Annotated in this window: 20 protein-coding genes; 14 read left to right on the top strand and 6 right to left on the bottom strand. The window is 54.2% G+C overall.

Translation table 11 applies throughout. The features are described from left to right. Positions 1–253: 253 nt before the first annotated feature. Entirely contained in the window at positions 254–3,862 is a 3,609-nt protein-coding gene (locus SH248x_RS12690) for an MFS transporter (protein WP_459554652.1), read from the bottom strand. 363 nt (positions 3,863–4,225) lie between these two features. On the opposite strand from SH248x_RS12690, the gene SH248x_RS12685 reads away from it, so the two are divergent. Next, positions 4,226–4,642, top strand: coding sequence for a thiol-disulfide oxidoreductase DCC family protein (locus SH248x_RS12685; protein ID WP_459554651.1), 417 nt, complete (start codon positions 4,226–4,228; stop codon positions 4,640–4,642). A 56-nt stretch (positions 4,643–4,698) separates the two neighbouring features. Next, entirely contained in the window at positions 4,699–5,139 is a 441-nt protein-coding gene (locus tag SH248x_RS12680; RefSeq protein WP_459554650.1) for a hypothetical protein, read from the top strand. 107 nt (positions 5,140–5,246) lie between these two features. Here the strand turns inward: SH248x_RS12680 and SH248x_RS12675 are convergent, their stop codons facing one another. From SH248x_RS12675 to SH248x_RS12665, 3 genes are all read right to left on the bottom strand, one after another. After that, positions 5,247–5,420, bottom strand: a complete 174-nt coding sequence (locus SH248x_RS12675; RefSeq protein ID WP_459554649.1) for a DUF6800 family protein — start codon at positions 5,418–5,420, stop codon at positions 5,247–5,249. 230 nt (positions 5,421–5,650) lie between these two features. After that, on the bottom strand, positions 5,651–6,781 hold the full coding sequence (gene lpxK / locus SH248x_RS12670; RefSeq protein WP_459554648.1) for a tetraacyldisaccharide 4'-kinase: 1,131 nt from the start codon (positions 6,779–6,781) through the stop codon (positions 5,651–5,653). Positions 6,782–6,995: 214 nt separating this feature from the next. Next, entirely contained in the window at positions 6,996–8,174 is a 1,179-nt protein-coding gene (locus SH248x_RS12665; protein ID WP_459554647.1) for an isocitrate/isopropylmalate dehydrogenase family protein, read from the bottom strand. A gap of 733 nt (positions 8,175–8,907) precedes the next feature. Between SH248x_RS12665 and SH248x_RS12660 the strand changes: the two genes are divergently transcribed. Both SH248x_RS12660 and SH248x_RS12655 read left to right on the top strand, forming a co-directional pair. After that, on the top strand, positions 8,908–11,319 hold the full coding sequence (locus SH248x_RS12660; protein ID WP_459554646.1) for a TolC family protein: 2,412 nt from the start codon (positions 8,908–8,910) through the stop codon (positions 11,317–11,319). Positions 11,320–11,477: 158 nt separating this feature from the next. Beyond that, a complete protein-coding gene (locus SH248x_RS12655; protein WP_459554645.1) occupies positions 11,478–12,461 on the top strand; it encodes a helix-turn-helix transcriptional regulator in 984 nt (327 codons plus the stop codon). 330 nt (positions 12,462–12,791) lie between these two features. On the opposite strand, the gene SH248x_RS12650 is transcribed toward SH248x_RS12655, so the two are convergent. After that, positions 12,792–13,703 carry a hypothetical protein gene (locus SH248x_RS12650; RefSeq protein WP_459554644.1) on the bottom strand — a complete coding sequence of 304 codons (912 nt, stop codon included), beginning with the start codon at positions 13,701–13,703 and terminating at the stop codon, positions 12,792–12,794. Between the two features lie 312 nt (positions 13,704–14,015). Here SH248x_RS12650 and SH248x_RS12645 point away from each other — a divergent pair, with 312 nt between their 5' ends. The 9 genes from SH248x_RS12645 to SH248x_RS12605 all read left to right on the top strand — a co-directional run bounded on the left by SH248x_RS12645 (position 14,016) and on the right by SH248x_RS12605 (position 22,380). Further along, positions 14,016–15,035: a KpsF/GutQ family sugar-phosphate isomerase gene (locus tag SH248x_RS12645; RefSeq protein WP_459554643.1), complete on the top strand. Its 1,020-nt coding sequence runs from the start codon at positions 14,016–14,018 to the stop codon at positions 15,033–15,035. A 93-nt stretch (positions 15,036–15,128) separates the two neighbouring features. Further along, positions 15,129–18,050 (top strand): hypothetical protein, encoded by a 2,922-nt coding sequence (locus SH248x_RS12640; protein WP_459554642.1) that lies wholly within the window; start codon positions 15,129–15,131, stop codon positions 18,048–18,050. A 128-nt stretch (positions 18,051–18,178) separates the two neighbouring features. Further along, positions 18,179–18,703 (top strand): phosphoribosyltransferase, encoded by a 525-nt coding sequence (gene hpt / locus SH248x_RS12635; RefSeq protein ID WP_459554641.1) that lies wholly within the window; start codon positions 18,179–18,181, stop codon positions 18,701–18,703. Between the two features lie 149 nt (positions 18,704–18,852). Further along, on the top strand, positions 18,853–19,722 hold the full coding sequence (locus SH248x_RS12630; protein ID WP_459554640.1) for a carbon-nitrogen hydrolase: 870 nt from the start codon (positions 18,853–18,855) through the stop codon (positions 19,720–19,722). A 52-nt stretch (positions 19,723–19,774) separates the two neighbouring features. Next, positions 19,775–20,125, top strand: coding sequence for a hypothetical protein (locus SH248x_RS12625; protein ID WP_459554639.1), 351 nt, complete (start codon positions 19,775–19,777; stop codon positions 20,123–20,125). Then, positions 20,126–20,662, top strand: coding sequence for a hypothetical protein (locus SH248x_RS12620; RefSeq protein WP_459554638.1), 537 nt, complete (start codon positions 20,126–20,128; stop codon positions 20,660–20,662). Further along, entirely contained in the window at positions 20,659–21,699 is a 1,041-nt protein-coding gene (locus SH248x_RS12615) for an agmatine deiminase family protein (protein ID WP_459554637.1), read from the top strand. Before SH248x_RS12620 ends, SH248x_RS12615 begins: the two co-directional genes overlap by 4 nt. Before the next feature lie 55 nt (positions 21,700–21,754). Next, complete coding sequence (locus SH248x_RS12610; protein ID WP_459554636.1) at positions 21,755–21,997, top strand: type II toxin-antitoxin system Phd/YefM family antitoxin; 243 nt, start codon at positions 21,755–21,757, stop codon at positions 21,995–21,997. Beyond that, on the top strand, positions 21,994–22,380 hold the full coding sequence (locus SH248x_RS12605; RefSeq protein ID WP_459554635.1) for a type II toxin-antitoxin system VapC family toxin: 387 nt from the start codon (positions 21,994–21,996) through the stop codon (positions 22,378–22,380). Before SH248x_RS12610 ends, SH248x_RS12605 begins: the two co-directional genes overlap by 4 nt. Before the next feature lie 29 nt (positions 22,381–22,409). On the opposite strand, the gene SH248x_RS12600 is transcribed toward SH248x_RS12605, so the two are convergent. Beyond that, positions 22,410–23,855 carry a tetratricopeptide repeat protein gene (locus tag SH248x_RS12600; RefSeq protein ID WP_459554634.1) on the bottom strand — a complete coding sequence of 482 codons (1,446 nt, stop codon included), beginning with the start codon at positions 23,853–23,855 and terminating at the stop codon, positions 22,410–22,412. Between the two features lie 674 nt (positions 23,856–24,529). Here SH248x_RS12600 and nusA point away from each other — a divergent pair. Beyond that, complete coding sequence (gene nusA / locus SH248x_RS12595; RefSeq protein WP_459554633.1) at positions 24,530–25,927, top strand: transcription termination/antitermination protein NusA; 1,398 nt, start codon at positions 24,530–24,532, stop codon at positions 25,925–25,927. The last annotated feature ends 53 nt before the right edge of the window (positions 25,928–25,980 follow it).

Genomic DNA, 25,980 nt, shown 5'->3' with positions numbered 1-25,980 from the left:
TGACCCGTCCTTACAGGACGGAATCGTCTTCTCTTGCCATGAACCCAGGGTTTCACCCTGGGCTGGTGGAAATCGTCCCTTCAGGACGAAGAATACGAGGCCATCATTGCGCAGTACACGGCTTGAGTTTCGCAACCCACTGCGTTGTAGGCATGCGACGGAGCGCATGGCAGGCGGCTCACACGGAGGTTCGCCCTCCCGATGTCGTCGATGTTTGTGTTGGAATGACCAACGGCCATTTTCGTACCGCTGCTTACTTCTTCCCGAATTTCTCGAGCGCCACATCTTTGACTGCCTTGAGATCGAGTTTCCCCGTTCCCAGGAGTGGCACCTGATCGACTTCGACGAAGCTTTCGCGGTCTGGCAGCCAGAGGTTGGGGAGGCCTGTGTCGCTTAATTTTCTCAGCAGCTGATCGATCGGCACTGGCAGCTGTTTGTGAACCACGACGATCCGCTCGCCACGGGTTTCATCGGGAGCAGAGGTGACGGCCAGTCGGACGGCTCCGCCGGGGACTTCGAGTTCTGCTTCGGTTTGCGGAGCCATCTCGTCGAGGATTCTGGTGAGCTCCTGTTCGATGCGGATGTGTGGCACCATCTCGCCGCCGATTTTCGAGAAGCGGCTTTGACGGCCGGTGATTTGCACGAAGCCATCGTCATCAATGATCGCGAAGTCTCCCGTGTTGTACCAGCCGTCGACAATCGCTTCGGCTGTTTTGTCGGGACGATTTAAATACCCGATCATGACGTTGGGGCCTTTGATGAGGAGCAGGCCTTCCTTATTGAGGCCGCGATCAACACGTGTCTCTGGATCGACAATCATTGCTTCCACGCCATAAATCGGCTGGCCAACCGTTCCGAGCTTGTTGCCGATCTGGGTGATTTTTTCGTTGATCACATTGCGGATATTCGAGAGCGTGTACGGAGAAAGTTCCGTGCAGCCGTACCCTTCGATGGGAGTCACTCCGAATTTCTCTTCATATTCCTTCACGAGTTCGGGCGACATTTTTTCTGCGCCACCCACGACCAGTCTCATGTGCGCGAATTGCTCTTTCGTGCAACGCTTCAGGTACGATTTCAGGAACGTTGGAGTCGCCAGCAGGATCGTGCCTTTGTACTGCTCAGCGAGTTTGCCGACGGTCCGCGCATCCAGGGGATTGAAGTGATACGCCCCGCGCAGTGGATAGTTCAAGACGGACCACATCGAAACGCTGTATCCAAACGAGTGGAAGAACGGCAACACACCGATCAGCGTGTCGTCTTTCTTCAGCAGGTACAGACGGTCCATCGCGTAGATGTTCGTCGCGATGTTGTGATGCGACAGCATCACCCCCTTCGGCTCGCCCGTGGAACCGGAGGTGAAGATGACGGTCGCGAGATCATCGCGTTTGATTTTGTTGAGACCCAGGATGCGGAACAGCAGAAAGCTTGGCAGTCCAAATGCCATCGCAGCAGCGGTCCCGCGGACTCCTGAGGTGACTTTCTCTTTCAGGTCTTCCAGGAAGACAACATTGGCACCCTGCACGTTGACGGGTCTTTTCAGCATGAAGAGTTTGCTGGTGATGACCGTCTTGATGCCTGCTTCTTTGATGCAGTAATTGATGACGTCATCTGAGAGCGTATAGTTCAGATTCGCAGTCACCTTGCCACACAGCCCGACGGCCATGTTGGCAATCACACCGCCACAGGAGGGAGGCAGCAGCAGGCCGACGATCTTCTCGTCTTTGGCGAACACATATTTCATCAGCACGCTGCGAAACGCCAGACACGCCGTGAGCAGTTTGCCGCCGGTCAATTCCATGCCCGAGGAATCAGCGACTTTCATCTTGAACAGATTTTTGCGCGCCTGGTTCACGAAGCCACGAATTGGCAGACAGAAGGAATCCCGATTCAGCTCGACCGCTTTGTTCAACGTGCGACAGACTTCGCGTCGCAGCAGGGCAGTATCCGTCACCACCGTCGTGTCGATCGGTTTGCCGGCGATTAGTCGAATGCGACGACGGAACCCATCGGGCAGGCGTTTAATCAGTTTCTTACGATAACTGAAAATGCTCCCCCACAAGCCGTCCATGCCAATCGGAACGATCGGGCAGCCGGTCTTTTCGGCCAGTCGCATGACACCTTTCTGAAACGGCAGAATCTGGCTGGTTCTCGTGATTCCTCCCTCGGGGAAGATGCAGACCGCATCACCACGTCGCAGCGTTTCTTCTGCTTCCTTCAGACCCAACATGATGGCTTTCGGGCCATCTTTGGGACTGAGCGGTATCGTTTCTGTCATTTCAGACAACCAGTTGATGTACCATTTCTTGGTGAAGTTCGAAAAGACCATGAACCGGGTATGCCGAGGCAGGAAGACGTTCAGCATCACGCCGTCAATCCAAGAAGAGTGGTTGGGCACAAAGATGACGCCCCCTTCTTCAGGGATGTTGTCGCGGTCATGCCATGTGATGCGGTAGACACAGTGCAGAATGCCCCAGACGAGGAATCGCAGCAGGGGAATGAACAGGGTATACGAAGCATAAATCGCCACCGGCAGCGTGAGCAGACCTGATGCGAGGAAGACTCCCGACGGGCTCAGTTTGATCACATCCCGCATGACAAAGAAGAGCACCATCGAGACGAGCATGAAGGCATTCGTCAGTGCATTTCCAGCGGCCAGGACCGAACCGCGGATCGCAGTCGGGCTTTTGTGTTGAAGATAGCTTTCCAGCGGGATGTAGAAGAAACCTGTGACGGAGCCGAGGATCAACAGCCAGAACCCTGTTTTATAAAACGCAGTCATCGTGCCAGCTGCACCGGTTGCTTCTGCACCGAAGCCGACCCATGCGATGATCATCGAAACGATGGCAATGCCGAGCGCCCCGACCGGAACCATGCCTAACTGAATCCGACCGACTGACCACACACCTGCGATCACGCTTCCCAGTCCCAGTCCCACGACGAGGACGGGCATTAACATTCCGATCGTCTTTTTATCAACCTTCAAAACGAACTCGCCGAACGCGTCGACGTTTACCTGGAAGAGCAGGGCGACGAAGTAGAAGAACGCAACTCCCAATGCTGATTTCAGCAGCATCGGTCGACTGAACAGCACGGTCATGGCAGGCTTGAGTTCGGTAATCGGGTTGACGCTGAACGGGCGGTTCACGTCAGCAGCGGACAAGCTTTTCACCATCAGGCTGCAGAGCCATCCGATGACCGCGACTCCGACCAGGACGGCAAAGGCGGGCCAGATTGTCAGCAACTGACCTGCATCAGCGTAGCACCAGTCAAACAGGATGTATCCGAGCGGTACTCCAATGGCAGACCCGACGATGCCGAGCATCATCAGATACCCGTTGGCTTGTGAGATGTGTCGATAGGGCATTGTCTCCGGAATGATTCCCAGCTTAGCGGGTGCAAAGAGCGCGCTTTGGGCTCCCATCAGGAAAACAAGACCCAGGAGAATGTAGATATTGCCGAGGGGGACGCAGGCGGCTAGCAGACACATCAGGATGATTTCTGCGAACTTCGCCCACACAACGACTTGACGTTTGGGATAGCGGTCTGCGAAATATCCCGCCATCGGCGCCAGCAGCAGCCAGGGCAGGGTGAAGCTGATCGCGCCGAGTGCCAGCGCCATGGAATTGCCGCGCTCGACATTCCCCAGCGATGCCCCCAGGACAGCCTGTCCAATCTTCACCACGAACCAGCGACTGATATTGTCGTTGACCGCTGTAAAGAACTGCGTCAGGATGAGAGCGATGTAGCCGGTCGTCCATAACCGGCCATCCGCAGGGCCATGATCGCCATGTTCCGCTTTCAATGGCTCGAACGACTCTTCGGGAATCGTCGGTAAAATCTCTTGAGAGGCAGCCGTCGACATAACTAAACCTTCCACTTATGCCAAGGATTCATCAAAGCCCTTGGTGTGACAGACTTTCGGTCCGTGTATTTTCTTAGGGTATCAGTTTACGAACCACACGAGTGACAACAACTTGCGTCAATTGCGGGGGTTGGCGCGGATTCTGATGAACATCCGTGTTTCCCACAAGACGACTTAGGACCTCAGGCGTTACTCTTCCCGAGATATCACGGTTCTCATAAAAGAATTTCCGAGATTTCTCTCCGAAAGGCGAGCGGGGGGTGTCAACCCCCTGTCCCCTGTACTCCCAAGCAAAAATCGCCTCGACGAGTACAAAAACCACCCCACCTCTCCAAAATCACCACCCATTCCGGTAACACTCCCATGTCCAACCCCATCACCATCTCCCCCAACGACCGCATCGTCTTTTACGACGGCGTGTGTGGCTTGTGCAACCGCTTTGTCGACTGGTGTCTGTCCCAGGACAAAGCTCACACGATCAAGTTTGCCCCCCTCCAGGGCGAAACCGCAAAAGCCCTGCTGCCGGACAATCTGACGAGCAGTCTCAAAACGGTCGTCTTCTTCGACCAGGGCCAAATCCTGACGCACTCGTCGGCCGTCATCCGGATCGCCCAGGCGTTAGGGTATTCTCCCTTGCTGACTGTCCCGATGCGCCTCATTCCACGCCCCCTCCGCGACGTCGGCTACAACTCCGTCTCCGCCCTCCGCTATTTCCTCTTCGGTAAGAAAGAAACCTGCCGAATGCCCAAGCCACAGGAACGGGCGTTGTTTCTGCCGTAGTTAGAGTAGTGTGTTGGTGAGTTGGAAAGTAAATCCACTGGATCTGGACTAATGCTATGCTCAGTCTCGAACACCCTCAAGATCCTTATACTTTCGCCGCTTCACACCAGCTCGGAATGATGAAGCTACGGATTTGCCAAATGAGCGTAGAAGAATGGAGCTCGCGGAAATTTACTCTCGAAATGCTCACCCCCAATATTGCTGCGCTTCGTTGGATTCAGCAGCACGCTTTTGCAGATCAGAATGAACTGAAAATCTGGATTGATCGTTTTGAATATGAGCTTCAACAGTTGGTTTCCAAATCAGATGGGATTCAGCCCCCGTCCGCTGAAAACACTCATTGCACGATCTGCCAGAGTGAATTGGAGTATACAGAGCGATGGTATATGGGGAAGCGAGTGAAGGACCGCTACTGCGATCAATGCACGACTCCAATCTGGCAAGTCATTCAGAAGTTAGAGTCTTGCGAAGTCGGCTTTCGCATTGAAGCTATTTAACTTTTTGATCAGCACAAAAAATAACCCCGAGCAAAAGCTCAGGGTTGAATCTTCAATCGGCGCGCAACGAAACATGATCCGCTGCTACGCGATATCTTCACAAAGCCTTAGCTGGCTTGTGGTTCGAGCTCGATGAATGGGCTCATCTTGCGAGCTTTGGCGAACAGGGCGTCTTTTTCAGTCTGAGTTTTCGCAGCAGCGAATTTGACGCGGATTTTCGTCAGTTGAACGCGGCGTTTACGACGTCGGGCGATTTCACGTGTTCGTTCGAGGCGACCCATAATCTTCCAAATTCCAATAGGCAATCAGATTTTCGAGAAAAGTGAACCGGACAGCTTACCAACGGCTAGCCCACTCGTCAACTCACCGCAGCTTGGCTGGCTGGCTTGATGTAGGGTCCGCTGTGCGGACCGATAAACGAGGTCCAATAAATTTGTTCGTGTCCAAAGTGTTTTGGGATGTCGTAACTTTGATCTGCAATTTTGCGAATTGATGGTCCGCACAGCGGACCCTACGGGGATAAGCCCTCTATCCGCTGCTTGAGTCTCTCGCGATCCTGGTCAGGCATGACCGCTGCGATATCCAAGGCCCACAGCTGGGACTTGAACCCTGCGTCCTCCCGCCAGCTGGACATGAGCGGGCGGACTTTGACCAGATCCTTCAGTGTCATGAGAACGGCGTCGCTTCGTTCGGCGCGGGCCAGTTTTCGGACACGCTCCAGATCGGTGGCTGTGTAATGATGGTGGTCGGGAAAGGCGATTGTTTGTTCTGGATCGAGTTTCAGGCCCAGTTTGCGGATGGTCGCGAAGAAATTCTCCGGGGCCCCGATCCCGCAAAAAGCGGTGACGATCTGCTTTTCTTTGATCGCGATGTCTCGAATCTCCCCCGATACTCCGACCAGCTGCGTTGGTTCAAATGAGACGGTTAAGACGGGAACAGCGGGACGTACCAGTGATTGTAACTGTTGAAGAAGTGTGGCCCGTGTTTCATGGGTCACCTGATTGGCCCGAGTCAGCAAGACAACGTCCGCCCGCTTGAGCGATTCGAGTGGCTCTCGCAATAACCCCCGCGGCAGCAATCGCTCATATCCAAACGGGTTTGTCGCGTCGATCAGAACGATGTCCAGATCGCGATGAAGCTGGCGATGCTGGAATCCATCGTCCATCACGAGCATTCCCGGAGCAGGGCGGTCCGATGATCGGAGGATCTCCTCCGCAGCGACGATGCGTTGACGGTTCTGGACATGCGGCACGTCGGGCAGCAGCAGTTCCAGTAGCAGCTTCTCGTCGTTGGCTTGCCCGTCCAGGGAACGGTAGCCGCGACTGATGATGCCGGGCGAGATCCCGAGTTCCTGGCAGAGTTCGCACACCAGCGCAACGACTGGCGTCTTCCCGGTCCCGCCGGTTGTGATGTTGCCGATGCTGATGACCGGGACGTTGACTTTTTTGGCGGTTCTCAGTCCCAGATCGAACATCGCATTTCGAGCCGATGTTCCCATCCAGAAGGGGATCGCAGCCATCCCCAGCAGCACGCGCAACAGTCCGTCACCCGACGCCAGTCCTGTTCCGGTCACAATCTCCCGATGACGTTCCTGCGACAACATCAGTCTCGGTCCCAGCGGGGTGAAGTCAGAGTGTGCCATGCTTGCGGCTTTGAGCAAGCATGTTCTGGGCGCGGTGAAAAATAGGGGGGTTCTGCGCGATCGCACGGCTGACACAGCCGTGGCACACGGAAGTACAATTGACAAAAAAGAAGCACAGGCGTGGTGCCTGTGCTACTTCAATTTTCTCAATGGCAGACCGAGATTGCGAAGCCTCTGGGCTAAGCCCTAAGCCCCAATACCTAAGCCCTGCCTATCAGCCGAGTTCGGCCATCTTCTTGCAGATCGCTTCGCCCATTTCGCGGGTTCCGACGGCGGTCGGATCGTTGCGGTCGTCTTTCATGTCGTAGGTGACGTTCTTGCCTTCTTCGATGACGGCGGCGACGGCTCGTTCCAGTTTCTCGGCAGCGGCTGCTTCGCCGATGTGTTCGAGGAGGAGCTTGCCGGAGAGGATGAGGGCGGTCGGGTTGACCTTGTTCTTGCCAGCGTATTTCGGAGCAGACCCGTGGGTGGCTTCGAAGATGGCCGAGTCAGGGCCGATGTTGGCACCAGGTGCAACGCCCAGACCGCCGACGAGACCTGCGCACAGGTCGCTGAGGATGTCGCCGTACAGGTTCGAGGTGACAATGACGTCGTACAGTTCTGGCTTCTGGACGAGCTGCATACACATGTTGTCGATGAGACGCTCGTTGTATTGCAGCTTCGAGCCATCGGTGACTTTGCCGACGAGTTCTGAGTCTGGATTGACGCCCTTGGCGAGGTCATCCCATTCAAACTTCGCACCGTAAGCCAATGCGACTGCTCGGGTTTCGTCGTACCACAAGCCGTCGGTGTACTTCATGATGTTGGCTTTACAGACCGAGGTGACGGTCTTGCGGCCATACTTGACGGCGTAGTCGAACGCATAGTTGGCGATGTCTCTGGTGCCTTCGTAAGACATCGGCTTGATGCTGACACCCGTGGTGGTCAAGCCGGTCTTGATTTTCTTGCCGTCAGCGAACTTATTGATCAGGGTGATCAGTTCCGAGGTCTTGTCCGAACCGGCCTGGAATTCGATGCCGGCGTACAGGTCTTCGGTGTTTTCGCGGATCAGAACCAGGTCGACGTTTGATTCGGAGTAGTAAGTGCGGACCCCTTTATAGGTTTTGCAGGGACGAACGCAGGCGTAGAGGCCGAGTTCCTGTCGCAGGTAGACGTTGACGCTGCGAAACCCTTTGCCGATGGGGGTTGTGATCGGTGCTTTGAGGGCGAGCTTGTTTTTGCGGATCGAATCGAGAACGCGTGGGGGAACGCTGCCTTCTTTTTCGATGGTGTGAATCCCGCAGTCCTGAACATCCCAGTCGATCTTGACTCCGGTTGCATCCAGACACATGCGGGTGACATCAGCGAGCTCTGGACCTGTTCCATCTCCGGGAATCAAAGTGACATGATACATAAGTGTTCCTCAAGCAGTGTCAGAGTCTGACTGTCGTTCAAAAAAGCACATCTTTAGGAGCGTTCCGGACCTTATATCAAGGGGCAGATCCGCCGTCCTGAAAATCGATTCCTAACCGTAATGGATCGTATCCACAAACTCAAGTAACTTCCTCTGGCCCGAGCGAAACCGGGGGGAGACTGGAACGCGGAGATCGCTGAGTGGAGCAGAGGACGCGGAGAAGAATGCGATCCAGATTCAACGCCATGTCGCGAAGGCGCAACGGGGATTAAGGAAGCAAGGACTGACTTGAATCAAATCTTGCTGTGATCGCCGATCTGGTCAATTCACACTCATTCACCTCTTTGCTGTCTCAGCGACCTCTGCTCCCCTCTGCGAGCTCTGCGTTCCAGTCTCTCCCTCTTATTTGGGGTAAATTATGCAGACTTTGACGGCGAAATTGTCCGCTTACTGGCAAGCTGGGGCGTCTGGAACGAAGTTTGACGGTTAGACCTGTTGTGACTGCTCTGACGTCATTTCTGATTCCTCCTCCCATGCCGTCCGATCCTAATGACACGGATCGTGCTGATCGTCGCGGTGTGCCTGTTTGTAGCAGTTGCCCGCATCGTAGCGCACGTGACGACGACTTGATGTTCACTCTCAGTCCACCACGACGAACTTGTGACGCACCACTCAAACCGTCGGACTTACAGGTGTGGCCTCTCAGCCCCGCGCCTCCCGAGGATTTTTAATCATGACGAGCCGAACATTCCGATCAGCCATGGTGGTCACGCTCTGCCTGAGCATTTTCACCAGCGGCTGTAAGCACGGCAGCAAAGATGCTACCTACATTGGCGATGCTGATCTGAATTACTATCGCAATTCGGCGACGCAAATCGCTTACCCGACTGTCTGCCAGGAAACGCCGCCGCAGATTCAGGTGACGCAGCCTCCGCGAACTCTGGAAGCTCGTCAAAAAGACGAGGTCTGGGACCTGACGCTGCAGGAAACGATTCAGCTGGCGTTGAAAAACAGCGAGATCATCAAGAGCTCCGGCCAGTTCTTGAACGCTGGCAATAGCCTTTATGCCAACCCGGTCAACACGCCTTCGGTGTTCGATCCGGCGATTCAGGAAACCAACATCCTGTTCGGCAGCCGGGGCGTGGAAGCTGCCCTGTCTGACTTCGATGCGACGTGGGCTGTCAGTACGTTTTATGGACGCAACGAGACTTATCAGAACCAATTGTTCAACGCACCGCCGAATCGTATTCTCGATAACCAGACCGGCAGTTTTGATACCTCTCTGACGAAACCACTCGCGTATGGGGCCTCGATCTCGGTCAACCATGGTGTTGACTATCTCGATACCAACAGCCCAGGCGTTCTCTTCGGAACCAACTATACGACAACCGCTGGCGTGACTTACCGTCAACAACTCCTCGCCGGCTCGGGGGCTGACTATGTCCGCGTGGCTGGTCCTGCGAACCAGGCTTCCGGTCTGGGAGCGATTACCGGGGTCGGGCAGGGGGTCTTGATTGCCCGCATCAACCAGGACATCAGCCTGGCGGATTTCGAAACCAACGTCCGCGATCTGCTGCGAGATGTAGAAACGAGCTACTGGAACCTGTATCTGGCCTACCGCAACTTCGACACGGCCGTCCGTGCACGAAATACCTCGCTGCAGACCTGGCGGATCGCGAAATCAAAACGTGATGCCGGGGGACTTCAAGGCTTCTCCAACTGGCAGGAAGCCCAGGCTCGTGACCGTTACTTCGAAACGAAGGCCCAGGCTGAGTCGTCGCTATCGCAGATTTATCAAGGCGAGCAAAGCCTGCGTAACCTGCTGCAACTGGCGGTCAACGATGGGAAGATCATCCGACCGGTTGATGAGCCTGTGACTGTCAACCTCAAGCCGGACTGGTATCTGTCGTTGGCGGAAGCGCTCACAGAACGGGTCGAACTGCGTCGTCAGAAATGGAATATCAAGAGCAGTGAGCTCCAGCTGGCTGCGGCACGAAACATTGCTCGACCACGTCTGGATATGGTCGCTGGTTACAACTACAACGGCTTCGGAGATCAACTGTTTGCAGGGGATGGTGCCGACGTCGCCGGGACTGCCCAGAATCTTAATAGTGCATACGGCACGCTGACCCGCGGTGATGCGACCGGCTTTACGGCAGGACTCGAATACACTCACACGCTGGGGCTTCGTTCTGCCAAGACGCAGGTGCGTAACCTCGAACTCCGGCTGGTCAAATCACGCAAAGTCCTGGCGGCTCAGGAACTCGAAATCAGCCACGAACTGGCGGTGGCGTTCCAGGAACTTTCCCGCGCTTATGCGACGGCGAAGTCGAACTTCTCTCGTCGACATGCGGCGATGGAACGTGCTCAACTGCTGGGTGAAGAGTATGCCGCGGGTGCCAACCTGGGACAGGGGGAAGGGGTCATCGACCGTTACCTGCGTGCTCAGGAGTCGTTGGCGAATGCCGAAATCTCGTACTTCTCATCGCTGGTGGATTACAACATCGCGCTGGTTGACTTCCAGTTCCGTAAAGGCACGCTGCTGCAGCACGACAGCGTCGAACTGCTCGAAGGCCAGTGGGTGCCCGAAGCCTATCAGCAGGCCCTCGCTCGTGCCTGGGCTCGCAGCCACGCGATTGATCTGGAGAGTACCGATGCTTCGCCCGCTCCATTCGCCTCTTCGCAGCCCGTCACGAATGGCGTGACCTTCATCAACGAAGTGATGCCAATCGAAAATGGTCAGGGGTCGAAGGTCTTTGAAACACCTGACATTCCTGCTGCCCAGCCTGATCCTGCTGTTTCGCCTACGAAGAGTGAAGCCTCTGCTTCCCCGTTCGGATCGAGTCAAGCCATTGATGAACCAGCCTTCGATTCATCGAATGATGTCAGCCAGAAATCGATACGCCCGGAAGATGCCTCCGATCTGCGTGAGAATCGCATCACGACCCTGGCAGAATGGTACGAAGATCAGGATTCTTACCTGGAGAAGAAGGTCAATCAGATCAGCTACGAACAACCAGCTCGGTCTCCATCACCTACGCCAGTTCAATCACCGCAGCCGGTAGCGATCCCACCTGCGACGCCTGTCTTTGGCAATGGAGCCCGTCAGATTGGGGATGCACTCAAGTCTGCCTTGAATGGATAGGGATCCGTGGGGATCGATCCAGGAGGCTGATGATCATAGCCTCCTGAATCGACCATGTGTTTCTGCAAACGACAAACCCGTGATCCATTTGACGCGGAGAGGGAATTGCGCACTTCCTCTTCGTGGTTTCCTGATCACCAACTGGCGAACATTTGCGAATGAGCCCCAACGTCAAGCTCCAGCGCCTGCTGAAGATCATTGAGCAACTTCGTACCGGCCAGACAATCAATGCTGAAGACCTCGCCCGAACCTGCGATGTCTCGGTTCGAACTGTGTACCGCGATCTGGAACTGCTCCAGCAATCGGGTCTGGAGATCCAGTACGATGACGTCAGCCAGGGGTATCGACTGCTGACCTCGCGTTTCGTTCTGCCAGCCAACTTCTCGCTGAGTGAAGCCCTCTCCTTGATCCTGATCGGCACCGTCGGACGCACGCAGTCTGACCAGACGGGCATTCCGTTTCTTGATGATGCCCAGTCAGCGGCGTTCAAGATCCTGAATCAGCTGCCGCATAAACTTCGCACGGAACTGACGCCTCTGGTCACCGCGCACGAAATACACATCGGTGCCATCAACCCGCTCGACAATGCTGCTGAGACGTTCCAGATCATTCAGCAGAGCATTAAAGACGGGCTTCAGTTGAGCATTGTTTATGGCAGCCTGTTTGAAGGCAAAGCGATCAAGACGAAGCTTTCGCCCTATCGGGTCTTTTTCGCAGCTCGCAGCTGGTACATCGTGGGGAATTCATCACTGCACAAAGAGGTTCGCACGTTCAACCTCGCGCGCTTTCATTCGCTGACGCCGACCAAGACGCGATATACGATCCCGCCGCGTTTTTCACTGGAAAAGTATTTCGGCAACGCCTGGTCGATGATCAAAGGTGAGACCCGTTATCACGTCGTCATTGAATTTGAACCGAAGGTCGCGCAGAACGTGGCGGAGGTGCAGTGGCACAAAACGCAGAAGGTCACGCGACTCGACAATGGGCGCATTCGCTATGAAGTGAACGTCGATGGGATTGATGAGATCACCTGGTGGATCCTCGGCTACGGCAGCCAGGCTCACGTGATTGAACCAGCGGAGTTACGAGAGCGTATTCATCAGCACGCGCGAGAGGTTTTGAAGCAGGGTGAATCGCGATAAAGCGTGATCGCATGGGTAGCCCGGGTTGTCCCAACCCGGGTCGTGCCGTTTCGGCACGATTAGAAACACAGAATGGGCGTCCAACGCGCGACTGACCGTGTTTCTAGCCACGGGTGGCCCAGCCGTTTATGGCTGGGTGAGCGCAGCTCACAAGAAGCACCTCCATACGCAGCCAATCTACACTCACGGCATCAATCAAAAGTGAAAGCGTATGGCGCTCGCTTCTTGTCGACTTTGTCGATCCAGCCATGAACGGCTGGACCACCCGCCGGATCGGCATGAATGGAAGCACGGCTGGGACAGCCGTACCACACGAGCGAGTGTTCTCTCCTAGCGGATGACGGAGTCTCGTTCGCCGACAACTGGGACGACGCCGTCTTCCACACCGGCTGCGAGGACGGATTCGAAGGTCTTCTTCCAGTCCTTCAGGAGCGGGACGAGTTCTTTCGAGTGTTCGCGAATCAGCTGTCGACTCTCGGCAGGAACGCCGTTGAGCATGGCGGCATAGAGTTCGAGGGCAGCCAGCGAAGTCAATTGGCGCTGCAGGCGCAGGCGCTCCTGTCGACCACTTTCGTGAGGCAGTTGTTTGAGTGAAGCTTCCAGGGTAGCCAGTTCCGAGACAACGACATCGATGCGTTCATGAATCCGCAGCAGTTGTTTACTGAAATCGATGTTCGTCGAGAACTGCTCGGACATCACGGCACAACTGACGCGCAACAGCAAGGAGGCGAAGACTTCCGGCTCGACCTGTTGTTCTGCCAGAAGCTTCTTCCATGAAGGATGCGATGAAAACAGAATCGCCTGCTGGCCGATATCAAACCGCGCACGAAGGTGTCGTCGTTGGGCCGAGAGGAGCTGTTGAGGAGTGACGTAGTCGGGAATGGTCGGCGTTTCGATTGGCAGAAACTGCGGCTGGAGCTTCTCCGGTTTGGCTTTCATCAGCGTGACGAAAACGGCCAGTTCGTCTTCTGAGAGGACAGGAGGATTCGAGAGATCCCATCCTGAGGCTGGCACCATCGTGACCTTCTGTGGCTTGGAATTGCCACAGCCGATCAGCAGGAACAGCGCGACCGAAAAGGCGCACAGCAGCGACAGTCGTGTCAACATAGATAAGATCCGTAAGTCGGAGGTGGGCTGATAGGCGGGACTGGCGAATTCGCAGGCAGTCGGGCAGGGGAGGTCGATCGAGAGAATCTGCAAAAAAGAGGAACGCCAGATACTTCCATTGCCATCGATGGTCAAGAGCAACTCCGTCTGTCGTGAGGGAGAACCCTGTCTGAAAACGGTTGCGTTAAGCTCTTTTGCCGTAGCCAGTTAAGTCGACATTATCAAACATTTCAAACGCGCCGAGATTGTAAAACTGCCATAGGTCGAATCGTCCGAATCTGGTAAAACTCCCCTGCAATCGTGGTTCTTCTCTGTGATCCTTCTCCCTCAGGAAGCGATGTTCGTCCTTCTCCCTCGGGGAGAAGGTGCCTGAGTCTTCGAAGGCGGAAGAGGGACTGCTTCCGTTATTCATGTTTTCTAACAGTCATCGACGTTGCGGATTCCATTATGAGTGCCCTCACTTCTCGTGACTACGTTCCCTTCGAGGAGTTCTCCCAACTCCGTTCGGCGAAGGAGATTCTGCAGCGCGAGTCAGACGCGATCAAGGTGATCGCCGAGCAACTCGATAACCGGTTTTGTACTGCAGTGGATCTGATTGTTGCCTGTCAGGGGCGGGTCATTGTGACGGGGATCGGCAAAGCGGGGCTGATCGGGCAGAAGATCGCCGCGACGTTTGCCTCGATGGCGACGCCGTCTCAGTTCCTGCATCCTGCGGAAGCCGTCCACGGCGATCTGGGAATCATTCAGCCCAGTGACATCGTGCTGGCGCTCTCCAACAGCGGGGAGACGGAAGAGCTTTGTCGGATGTTGCCGATTCTGGAACGCATGAATGTGCCTGTCATCGCCATCACCGCGAGTGCACAGTCTTGTCTGGGACGAGCGGCCAAGATCGTCATTCCGTACGGACGACATCAGGAGGCAGGCTTTCATGGCCTGGCTCCCACGACGACGACGACCATCATGCTGGCTCTCGGCGATGCGCTGGGAATCGTGACAGCGAATCGCAAGGGAGTTTCTGCAGAACAATTCGCCCGGTTTCATCCTGCGGGATCTCTCGGCAAGCGTTTAACGCCCGTCAATGATGTCATGCGAAAGGGGGATGCACTTCGGGTTGCTTCCCAGTCTGAAACAGTGCGAGAAGTCTTCAGTCAGCATCATTCACCGGGACGACGGACGGGGGCGATCGTCCTTGTCGATGAAGATGGTCAACTCACCGGCCTGTTCACAGACAGCGATCTGGCGAGACTTCTTGAAAGCCACCGCGAGCATCAGCTCGATCGTCCGATTCATGAAGTCATGACCAAGAACCCGACGACAGTCCGTCCGGAAGCACTTCTCGAAGAGATCGTTCACATTTTCACGAAGCGAAAATTCTCCGAGCTGCCCGTCATTGACGAAGCCGGCCATCCTGTCGGGATGGTTGATATCACTGACATCATCGCCTTGTTACCGTCGGCGGATCATTGAGAATGCACCTGCAGAAGACAGGGGGTTGACACCCCCGCTCGCCTTAAGTCACTTTTCTTCCCGTCGAATTCCGATTTACGAATCACGAGACCCGTGCTCCCACGACTGACCCTGACTCTGATTGTCGCCCTCTCGTTGAGCTTAGCCTATAAGCTTTACAGCGAGATCGTGACGCCATTGGTACAGCCTCAGCATCATCCGGTTTCGCCCGAAGTTCTCATGGCTGAACCAGCCGTGCGACAGGGCCCGCGTGAGCATGCGGAGATGGCGACCCGTTATTTGCCTGAGTCGCCCTGGGCTCAGTCAGCGAAGATCAAATTTCGACACGAGAACATGTATTTCTTCTGCGGCCAGTGGAAGCAGTCGGAAAGCGGCTCGATGTCGTTCGCTCCGTTTGCGGTCATCTTCAAGAACGAAACGACAGATGATGGCGAACGGTATTACTCTCTCGAAGCTGATGAGGCCGTCCTGCGGTTCGATGGCAATGTTGATTTGACGAACTTCAATCCGGAACTTCTTTCTCGCGCGGTTCTCAATGGAAAGGTCCACATCAAGGGGCCAGACAATCTGGAAGTGATCGGGGAGACCTTTGAGTTCGAGAAAAATGCTCAGCACGTTCGAAGCGACTTTCCGGTCGAATTCCGTTACGAAGAGCATTTTGGGCGAGCCAAGAACATTGAATTGACTCTGATACCCAAAGACGAATTCAATCCCAATCCGCAGCTGGCATTCAAAGGTGTCAAAGATGTCAGCCTGATGAATGATGTTGAGCTGAGTCTCAATATCGATGAGAAGCAGCCTCATGCGATTGTGAAATGTCTTGGTCGCCTGTCTTACGACTTTGCCCAGAAGCGTGCCATTCTCTCCGATACGGTTCAGTTACGCAGCCAGCCTTATCCTGGCGAATTTGACACGATGACATGCGACCGGATGGCCCTCGATCTGAGCGAAACACCCAAGGACACCACTCGCAAACTGACAGCCGAAGAAAAAGAGCGTCGAGCCATGCCGCTCAAGCGGTTTTTTGCGGAGGGGAACAATGTTGTCCTGACCAGCGATCATCAAAAGATGCGAGCGGAGATGCAGGAAGTCGAGTATGTCGCAGCTGAGCATCATTTGTCGCTGACATCGGCTCAGCTGGTTCGAGTCGTGATGGATGGTACGGAAGTGCTGTGTCCTTCGATTCAACTTTGGACGAATGAAAAGCATGACCTGACGGAGGCGCTGGCTGACGGGGCAGGGTGGATTCGTCACTTCGATAAGAATGTCGAAGTCGCGAAGGCCAGTTGGGGGCAGCAGATGCATCTGGAAGTCGATCCGACGATGTTTGATCGTCAAATAGGACGACCATGGGATCGGATTGAAATGACAGGCAGAGCATCACTGCAGCATACTGCTCAGCAGGCCGGGCTGATCGCTGAGACGATTCGGTTCTGGATTGATCGTCAACCTGCTCCGGCCTCACCAGCCGGTCAGACGAATCGAAATCCTTCTGCAGCGGTCTCTCAGATTCGCTTGAAACGATTGCAGGCTGATAAGGCTGTCAAGCTTCTCTCGGCACAAGTCGGAGGGGAAATGGAGTTGCTGGAACTCGATTTCGTGGAGGAGAATTTCATACCGGTTTCGGTAGCTCAGGCGCGAGCCAGAAACCGGGTTCAACCCGTCGGCTATCAGGAACCGGGGGCGATTCCCAAAGAGGATGACAAGCTGAGCGGACCGCTTGTTCGTAAGCCAATTTCGGTGGAGACTCAGCATCTGGTTGGCAAAGTTCGTGTCAATCCGCTGCTTTATGCGACCGGCGATCAACGTCCACAGATTCCCCAGCAAGAGCTGGTCGATCTGTCTGAAGCGTACGGGATCGGCCATGTTGTTATTAAACAGGATCAAAGCCTGGAATCAGCTGCCTGGAGCATCGGTGGCGACCGCTTGCATGTTGTTAACGACGGTGCCAATGAGCAGAAGATTACTCTTTATGGGCAACCTGCGATTATCAAACACGATGCTGTCCATCTGGAAGGCCCGGAGATCATTTTTGAACGCGATCTGAACCGCGCGACCGTCAAAGGACAGGCTGTTGTTCGCATGCCAGTCAAAATGAACCTCAGTGGGGAAGAACTGCCTCAGGAGCAGATGATGACGGTCAACTGTTACGAGCAACTTGTCTTCGATGGTCAGGTCGGACGCTTCCAGGGAAAAGTGCGAGCCTTCCTCGCCGATGGATTGCTGCAATGTGGCGAACTGCAGGTCCATTTCGACCAGAAGATCAATTTTTCCGAGCGACTGCCCGAAGGCAAGAAAATTAAGCTGCATCAGGTCTTTTGTAAAGAAAATGTCTCCATCGACCTGCATCAATATGAGAAGAGCCAGCTAATCAGTGTCATCAATGGTGAGCTTTCTGAAATCGGGTTGAACTACACCACAGGTGACCTGATCGGCCACGGCCGGGGGCGCATCAACGCCTGGAGTTTCAGCCCGCCAAAGGAAGAGCAGCCTCAACAGCCGGGGAATGGAACTGCATCATTGGCTCCGAGACGCGATCCTTCCAAGCAATGGACTTATCTCAAGTTGGACTTCGACGGCAAGTTTGAAGGCAACATCAACAAGAAAATGGGGACAGTTAATCAGCGTGTCCGTTGTCTGTATGGTCCAGTCAAAGATAATCGTGAGGCTCTCGATCCTTACAACCTCCCCGACGACGCCGGTTCTCTGAACAGCAGCCTGATTTCAGGGCGTCTCACAACTGATGAATGGAATGGTCCTTACGAAGTAACGGCTGAAGGCAATGTTGAACTGACCAATAATCTTTTCAAGGCTCAGTCAGATCAGCTGACATACGATAGTCAAAAAGGACTCTTTAGTATGAAGGCTCGGGGCGAGAACTACATGCGTTTCTGGGAGCGCGAGAAACCGGGGGCACCCTGGTCGAAGCAGCAATTCAGTGGTCTGAGAATCTCACCGGATCGCAAGATTTTTGAAGTCGATGCCTTCCGGGGCGGGAATATGATCTCCCGGTAAATTTTGCTCCCGCGACCGTTGCCCCCTGCTCACGTCGTCGTATCATTACTCCTCATGACAAGATTCTGGAGTCGGTGCGGGCGAGTTTTCGTCCTGTACCAGTTGCACAAGACGAAATTCATCGCCCCTTGAAACGACTTATTTCCCAAGCAGAGATTGATACTCGTCTCGATGCGATTGCAGCCGAGATCAATCGGGATTACGCGCACCAGCCTTTAACGATGATCGCCGTCCTCACGGGCAGTCTGATTTTCCTGTCTGACCTCATGAGACGGGTCACGATTCCCTGTCAGCTGGGAGTCATCCAAGCGAGCAGTTACAAGGGGGCAGTGACGACGCCGGGTGAACTGCAACTTCAATTCGAGATCCTCCCGAATCTGGAGGGACGGGCGGTTCTTCTGGTTGATGACATCCTCGATACCGGGCAGACACTTCAGACGCTGAAAACTGCCTTCGAAACCCGCTTGCAGCAACCCGTCAAAACAGCCGTGCTGTTGTGGAAACAAGCCCGCACGAAAGTTCCGTTGGTTCCCGATTACTGTGGCTTCCACATCGACGATCACTTTGTGGTTGGTTACGGCCTCGACTACAATGACAACTATCGAAACCTCCCGGAAATTCATGTTTTAGAACCGGGTGATCTCAAGGCGTAGGGTGCTGGTGAGTCTTCGAACCGCACCAATTGTGTCTACAAATTTTCTAAGCCAACGTTACCGAGCAAAAACGCCCAGCGTCATTTTTCACTCACCCACATTTGGTGCGGTTCGCAAAGCCTCACCAGCACCCTATGAAGAGCAAATTGATGCCTCAAAAAACCTTCAAAGTCGCCGCGATTCAGAACTCTTGTTCTGGGGATGTCGGTTCCAATGTCGACAAGACGATCAACAAGATCATCGAAGCCGCCAAGCAGGGGGCGACGATTGTCTCGACGCAAGAGTTGTTCCCGTCGCTTTACTTCTGCCAGACGGAAGATCATGAGCAGTTCAACCTGGCTGAGCCGATTCCGGGTCCGACGACCGAGCGTCTGCAGGCGGTGGCTCGCGAACACAAGATCGTGATCGTTGGTTCGCTGTTTGAGAAGCGTGACGCGGGTCTTTATCACAACACGGCCGTTGTGATCGACGCCGATGGCAAGTACCTGGGAATGTATCGCAAGATGCACATTCCCGACGATCCGCTGTATTACGAGAAGTTCTACTTCACGCCCGGCGATACGGGATTCAAGGCCTTTGAAACGGCCGTTGGTAAAATCGGCGTCTGCGTCTGCTGGGATCAATGGTTCCCGGAAGCAGCCCGTTTGACGGCGTTGCATGGCGCAAAGATGCTCTTCTATCCAACCGCGATCGGCTGGCATCCATCTGAAAAAGAGAAGTGGGGCGAGGCCCAGTACAACGCCTGGCAGACCATGATGCGCAGCCACGCGATCGCCAACGGCGTTTACGTCGTAGCACCCAACCGTGTCGGCCTGGAAGGTGGCATTCAGTTTTGGGGCGGGTCGTTCATCAGCGATCCGTATGGCAACGTCGTCGCGAAAGCACCGCACGACTCCGAAGCGATCCTGCATTACGAAGGCAGCTTCGAGACTGTGAATGAAGCCCGCACACACTGGCCGTTTTTGAGGGATCGACGGATTGATGCGTATGAGGGGTTGATGAAGCGTTATCTGGACTGAGAGATGGATTCTCGTGTAGATTGCAGTGATGACTTACGAAGGGATCTGACTGATGACAAATAACTCGAATCAGACTTACGATATGGATGAGCAGATCCAGCGGTTGGCGGACCTTCATCACCAATATTCTGAAGGGATCAGCCATGCGTATCGACTCAATGCTCCTGATTCGAATCGAAACGTGATCCGGCTTTTGTACGTCGATAGCATGACGCCGCCCAGTGGTTGCGTTCCGCTTCACTTTGGTCCGCATCCGTCTTCAGGTATCTTTTACCCGTCAGAGATTATCTCCCTGACTCCGGTCGAGTTTGATCAACTGCAATCCGATCAATTGTCACTCCCCGAAGGTTGGAAGCTAGGATCTGAGATCAAATTCAACTTGGAAGTGCAGGAGACGAATTGAGTGTACCGTTTGTCGCATCAAATAGATTTGCGGCGAGCGTTCGCACGTCAAGCGATGGCTGATTGGCAGGCTTGGAACTTCTTAACAACGAATCGTTCCGAAGAAATTAGTGACTGCCATCGAATGTTGCTTCTTTTCATGGCCTGCGAGAAGATTTGCAAGGCACATAAGATTTCTGATGCCAGCAGCAATCATGAACTTTCTGAGCTCACAAAAAGCCATAAGTATGTCGAGCTTTTGCCTGAACTTATCAAAAAGCGATCAGGTGTTCAGAGGATTTATTACAACAGAAGCTTCCATGAATTTGTGAGTAGTATTTCCAATCACATTTATACGTCCCATCCGTCTCATGGGAACGAACAAGGGCGAGCGGACAACTGTGAATACCCTTGGCTGTCTCACGATGTGGTCCGCAGCCCACTGGATCAAGAGTTTGCTGCATTGAAAATGTTATCTGACCCGCGCCAGTTCGAGAATTCCAAGAAATTCAAGACAACGATTAATGGTGCTATAAAAAGCCTTTTGGATGAGAAATGAAACTAGCAACCCCCCGTTCCCTTGGTTACCGCCTGCCTGTCGAATGGGAGCCGCACGTTGCGACGTGGCTTTCTTGGCCGCATAATCTCAATTCCTGGCCGGGGAAGTTTGAGCCTGTTCCGCCGATCTGGGCTGAGCTGACGCGCGTTCTTGCGGATGGTGAAGAGGTGCATATTGCCGCTGGTCCGGGGTCGGTGTTTGAGCAGGCCAGCGCGATGGTGGGTGGTCTTAAGAATGTCACCATTCACCCGTTCAAGACCAACGATGCGTGGATGCGGGATCATGGTCCGATGTTTCTGGCGGGTGAAGGGCTCGCGCCTGCTGTTGTCGATTGGGGTTACAATGCCTGGGGTGGGAAGTATCCTCCCTTCGAAGATGACAACAAGATGCCTGCGAATGTCGCGGATCTTTATGGCATGAAGCGGTTTGATCCGGGCATGATTCTCGAAGGGGGATCGATTGAGCCAAATGGAAAGGGGACACTGCTGACGACCTCGCAGTGCCTATTGAACCGGAACCGCAACCCGGAGATGACCAAAGAGCAGATTGAACAGAAGCTGCGGGAATACGCCTGCATCGACCAGGTTCTCTGGCTGGGCGAACCGGACGATGGAAGTATTCCGGGTGATGATACGGATGCCCATATCGACCAGCTCGCGCGTTTTGTTTCCGAGACGACGGTCCTGGCTGCCTACACCGAAGACACCGACGACGAAGCCTACTGGCTGCTCAACAAGAACTATGAGCAGCTCAAGTCATTCCGTCTGCCCGACGGGCGGCCACTTGATGTTGTCAAATTCCCGATGCCGGACCCGCAGTTTTATGACGACCAGCGTCTTCCGATGAGCTATGCGAATTTCTACATCGGCAACAACGCAGTCGTGGTCCCGACTTTTGGTGACCCAGCGGATCAGATCGCGCTCGGTATCCTCAAGGAACACTTCCCGACCCGCGAAATCATCGGCATCCACTCGGTCGATCTGGTGTGGGGGCTGGGAGCGTTTCACTGCATCACGATGCAGCAGGTGAAGGTTTGATCTTGCTGAGAAATGGTGTTGCCTGCGATACTTTTGCAATAGTAGGAGTCGATAAATGGCGATGCAGAAAATCTCAGTGAGCGAAGCCGCAGCTCTGTTGCCTGAAATGCTTAAGCAGCTTTCCGGACGAAAAGCTGTCGTGATTATGAAAGATGATGTCCCCGTCGCCCGGTTGGTGCTTGAGCCATTACAAAGCGATAAGCCAAAGCGTGAGCTTGGAACGATGCGCGGATCTGTCCTTTATATGGCACCGGACTTTGATGCTCCGCTGGAGGAGATGAAAGAGTATGAGCAATGAGATGCCTGCTCGATACTCATGTGCTAATTTGGGCCATTGAGTCACCCGATAAGCTGACTGTTGATGCCAGAAGTGTCATTGAAGATTCTGGAAATCAGCTGCTGATCAGCATCGTGTCGTTCTGGGAAATCAGTATTAAAGTCGGACAGCAGAAGCTGAAACTGTCCACGGAATATTATCCATGGGCAAGTCTTGCGTTGGAGATACTACCGGCATCAATACTTCCTGTGACACTCGCGGCAACTGAAAAACAGCGACAGTTACCATCCTATCATCGCGATCCGTTTGATCGCATGATGATCGCTCAGGCGATTGTAAACGATCATCCCATCATCAGTGCCGATGAGAAATTTGACTTGTATGGAGATGTCCGGCTCTGGTAATCAGAGCCGGATTCTCGCATTGGAAGACGTTACTTACCCAGCGCCAGTTCAGACCCGCGATAGCTTGAGAGTCGAACTTCGCCAGTTGCCAGGGCGTTGTTGAAGGCCTTCTGGGCACCGGCGGTGTCGCCTTTGTTGCTCTTGCGCAGGCCGATGAAGTAGTTGGCGTCACATAGCAGGGACTGGCGGAATTCCTGTTGTTCCTTCTGGACTTGAGCCAGCAGGACGTCTTCGGGGACCCGGCCGCTGAGGTACAAAGTCAGGTAGTCGACCCATTTGCGATCGGCTTCTGGCTTAGCGACGACACTTGCGATATCAGCTTCTGCCTGCTGTGCTTTGTTGGATAGGATCTTGGCAGCGTATCGCCAAGGGAGCAGGTGAGTCAGTTGTGGTTCGAGTTTCAGGGCTTCGTCGAAAACAACTGCAGCTTGCGTATAAATCTGCGCGGCATTGTTTCGATCGGTGGCCGCCTTGAAGTAGTAAGCAAACGCGAGGTCGGTTTTGGCGACGCCGCTGTCTGGGGTGTACTTGATGACTTCTTCGTAGTCTTTGATCGCGTCGTCAAACTTGCCCATGCGCAGGCGAGTCGTGCCACGCAGGCTATAGACGCCGGGCTGTTGAGCCTGGATCTTCAGTGATGAAGTGAAGTCTTTTTCTGCGTCTGCCAGCTTGCTTTGTTCCAGCTTCGAGAAGCCGGCGTTGGTGACGGCAACGAAGTAGTTCTTGTCGAGGCTGACAGCTTTTTCGAAGTCTTTGATGGCTTCGTCGTGGCGATCGATGGACTGGCGGAACATGCCGCGGTTGTTGTAACCCAACGGGCTGTTGGGTGTTGCGCGGATGGCGTCGGAATACAAATTGTCGGCGTCCTGGTACTTCTGCTGAGCAGCGAGTGCATCTGCCAGCGACATCATGGCTCCCAGGTGAGTCGGGACTTGAGTCAGGGCATTGCGGAAATCCTGCTCGGCGTCTGGCAGCTTGTCCAGGTACAGGTGAGCCTGCCCGCGTTGGAACAGAAAGTTTGCTTTCTGATCAGGAGTCAGCGTCAATTGTTTGAACAGAGAGTCGATGACAGTCACTGACGTCGTCGCGTGTTCAGGAGAGTTTTCCAACAAGGTAAGGTGATTCATGCCATACAGATACGGCAAATAGTAGTTCGGCTGTGGCGTCTTCATCTTTTCGATGGCACCGCGGGCATCGGCAATGCCGGCACGGACGAGTTCGACGTCGGCGGCTCGGATCCCTTTCTCGATTTTTGCACTGGCTCGAAAGTACAGGGGCGTTTCGAGAGCGGGGTCCTTGGCCAGATAGCCATCGGACAGTTTGATCACCTGATCGAAATCACCTTGTTGATAGGCTTTCTCGATGTTGGCGTAAGGATTTTCACCTTGTGCGAAGGTGGTCGAGTTGAGGTTGCTGACAAAAATCAGGCAGGTTAACAGCAGGCAGGCATTCTTACTTGAAAAACGATCGGACACCGAAACGCTCCTTCTGGTGTATGAAGCAAAACAAAGCAGCCGAGCAATTCGATCAGGGCTGCTTTATCCTTTTGACAAAAGAAAATCTAACGCGTGAGAATCATTGAGACTAGAGCATTTTCCCAATTGTCCAACCCATCTTCCGGTCGAACCCATGTCAGGACCCTCGAAGGTGATAGATTCACAATGATCTAACGATCCAGTCCTTGACAGTCAATTTCCACGCATTTATCCTTAGGGATAAGGAAAATACCGAAAGAGCATTTCTATTTTCGCTGAGTTACCAACCGCGACTCAAGAAATGAGAGATGGCTCGTTCGCCTGTTTCCAGGAGATTCTCCTGTTGGCATCACGGAGTGTTTACGATGTGAATGTTGAACGGATCGATTAGGCTTCCCGCCTGAATCAGCCGCTACTGTTTCGTAAGAAGCAGTTAGCTGGTAGATCAGGCCTTGGCGTCAGATCAGAAGCTCGGACGAACTGTCCGGCGGATCACGCGGGTGGCACTGATTGACGCTTTCGGGCGTCTTGTCAAAGTGGGTCTTGAACCCGCTTTTTTTGTTAATAATGAGGAGTCAGATTCAGGCGCGACCGGTGAAGCAACAGAAGGGTGAGTCATATCACATTCTGTTGATCCCATCATTTTCGGTCGGAGTCATGAATTGAGGACGTGCATGAACGCAAACGAAATTCTGAGAATCGTCGACTCAATCCACCGCGATAAAGCCATCGACAAAGAAATTGTCATTGGTGGCGTCGAACAGGCGATTCTATCGGCGCTGCGCAAATATTACGGCGACGAAGAAGATATTACCGTTCATATTGATCGCACGACTGGACTTCCTCACGTCACTCACAACGGCGAAGTCATGTCGCCGGATGATCTGGGCCGTATCGCTGCTCAGACTGCCAAGCAGGTCATGATTCAGAAGATTCGCGAAGCCGAACGCGATGCCTTGTACGACGAATACACCGATCAACGTGGACAACTCGTTTCTGGCACGATTACCCGCTTCGAAGGCGGAGTCGCCATTGTCAATCTGGGTAAAATCGAGTGCCTGCTCCCACGCAGTGAACAAATCCCCGGCGAATCTCACCGTGTCAACGAACGTATCCGTGCGGTGATTCTGGATGTCCGTAAGTCAGGCAGTCGTCTGAAGCTGGTTCTTTCTCGCGCCCACCCAGAATTCGTCCGACGCCTCTTCGAGGTCGAAATTCCCGAAGTCTCAGAACGGATCATTGAAGTTCGTTCTCTGGCTCGCGAGCCTGGTCACCGTTCCAAGGTCGCCGTTTCCTGCATTGATAATAATATTGATGCAGTCGGGGCCTGTGTTGGTGTGCGCGGTGCACGGATCAAAAACATCATCGACGAACTTCACGGCGAGCGGATTGATATCGTTCGCTGGAACGACTCTCTGCAGGTGCTGATTCCAAACGCCCTGCAGCCAGCGGAGATCGAAGACGTCATTTTGTGCCCGATGCTCGGACGCGTCATTGTCCTTGTCCGCGACGATCAACTGTCGCTGGCCATCGGCAAGCGTGGTCAGAACGTTCGTCTGGGCTCGAAGCTGGTTGGTTGGGACATTGAAGTCATGACTCGCGACGAACTGGACAATCAGCTCGATCGCTCGATTCAGGCGTTTGCCGGTGTCCCTCACCTGGCAGACGAATTGGCTGAAACTCTCGTTTCTCAAGGCTTTTTCACCTTCGATGACCTTTCCGTCATCGAGCCGGATCAGCTTGCCGAACTGGGAGGGTTGACAGAGGAGCAGGTCGATGAAATCATCGCCTACGCCGACGATCAATGTGCCATCGAAGAACAGCAACGACAACAACAGCGTGCCGAAGGTATTCGGGAAGGGCATCGTGGAGGATCTTCCGCGACAGCAACCCGATCTGCCTCAGCTTCCGGGAGCTCGACAGCTTCACCTCGAATGCCGTCGAAGGATAACGGTGAAGCTCCCGCCGATGTCACCAGCCCGGATCAGGCGGTCGCATCGGAAGCAGGAACCCCCTCCGAGTCAACTAGCGCCTCAACGGCTGGTCAACAGGATGAAACGCCCATGATGTAACAGTCCTGCGGGTTTCCTTTCTTCTTACCTGGTCGGTATCCGGGTGGGCGAGA

Origin of the sequence: Lacunimicrobium album (assembly GCF_052161635.1) — a bacterium.
Lineage (GTDB): Bacteria > Planctomycetota > Planctomycetia > Planctomycetales > Planctomycetaceae > SXPC01.
This window is presented reverse-complemented; position numbering and strand designations above follow the sequence as displayed.

What these genes read in the sequence shown, in the direction of transcription:
- SH248x_RS12690 (WP_459554652.1), bottom strand. Translation starts at nt 3,862, where the DNA reads ATGTCGACGGCTGCCTCTCAAGAGATTTTACCGACGATTCCCGAAGAG.
- SH248x_RS12615 (WP_459554637.1), top strand. Translation starts at nt 20,659, where the DNA reads ATGAAACTAGCAACCCCCCGTTCCCTTGGTTACCGCCTGCCTGTCGAA.
- SH248x_RS12610 (WP_459554636.1), top strand. Translation starts at nt 21,755, where the DNA reads ATGGCGATGCAGAAAATCTCAGTGAGCGAAGCCGCAGCTCTGTTGCCT.
- lpxK (WP_459554648.1), bottom strand. Translation starts at nt 6,781, where the DNA reads ATGGCACACTCTGACTTCACCCCGCTGGGACCGAGACTGATGTTGTCG.
- SH248x_RS12625 (WP_459554639.1), top strand. Translation starts at nt 19,775, where the DNA reads ATGACAAATAACTCGAATCAGACTTACGATATGGATGAGCAGATCCAG.
- SH248x_RS12685 (WP_459554651.1), top strand. Translation starts at nt 4,226, where the DNA reads ATGTCCAACCCCATCACCATCTCCCCCAACGACCGCATCGTCTTTTAC.
- SH248x_RS12675 (WP_459554649.1), bottom strand. Translation starts at nt 5,420, where the DNA reads ATGGGTCGCCTCGAACGAACACGTGAAATCGCCCGACGTCGTAAACGC.
- SH248x_RS12680 (WP_459554650.1), top strand. Translation starts at nt 4,699, where the DNA reads ATGCTCAGTCTCGAACACCCTCAAGATCCTTATACTTTCGCCGCTTCA.
- SH248x_RS12645 (WP_459554643.1), top strand. Translation starts at nt 14,016, where the DNA reads ATGAGTGCCCTCACTTCTCGTGACTACGTTCCCTTCGAGGAGTTCTCC.
- SH248x_RS12605 (WP_459554635.1), top strand. Translation starts at nt 21,994, where the DNA reads ATGAGATGCCTGCTCGATACTCATGTGCTAATTTGGGCCATTGAGTCA.
- SH248x_RS12665 (WP_459554647.1), bottom strand. Translation starts at nt 8,174, where the DNA reads ATGTATCATGTCACTTTGATTCCCGGAGATGGAACAGGTCCAGAGCTC.
- SH248x_RS12655 (WP_459554645.1), top strand. Translation starts at nt 11,478, where the DNA reads ATGAGCCCCAACGTCAAGCTCCAGCGCCTGCTGAAGATCATTGAGCAA.
- SH248x_RS12630 (WP_459554640.1), top strand. Translation starts at nt 18,853, where the DNA reads ATGCCTCAAAAAACCTTCAAAGTCGCCGCGATTCAGAACTCTTGTTCT.
- nusA (WP_459554633.1), top strand. Translation starts at nt 24,530, where the DNA reads ATGAACGCAAACGAAATTCTGAGAATCGTCGACTCAATCCACCGCGAT.
- SH248x_RS12660 (WP_459554646.1), top strand. Translation starts at nt 8,908, where the DNA reads ATGACGAGCCGAACATTCCGATCAGCCATGGTGGTCACGCTCTGCCTG.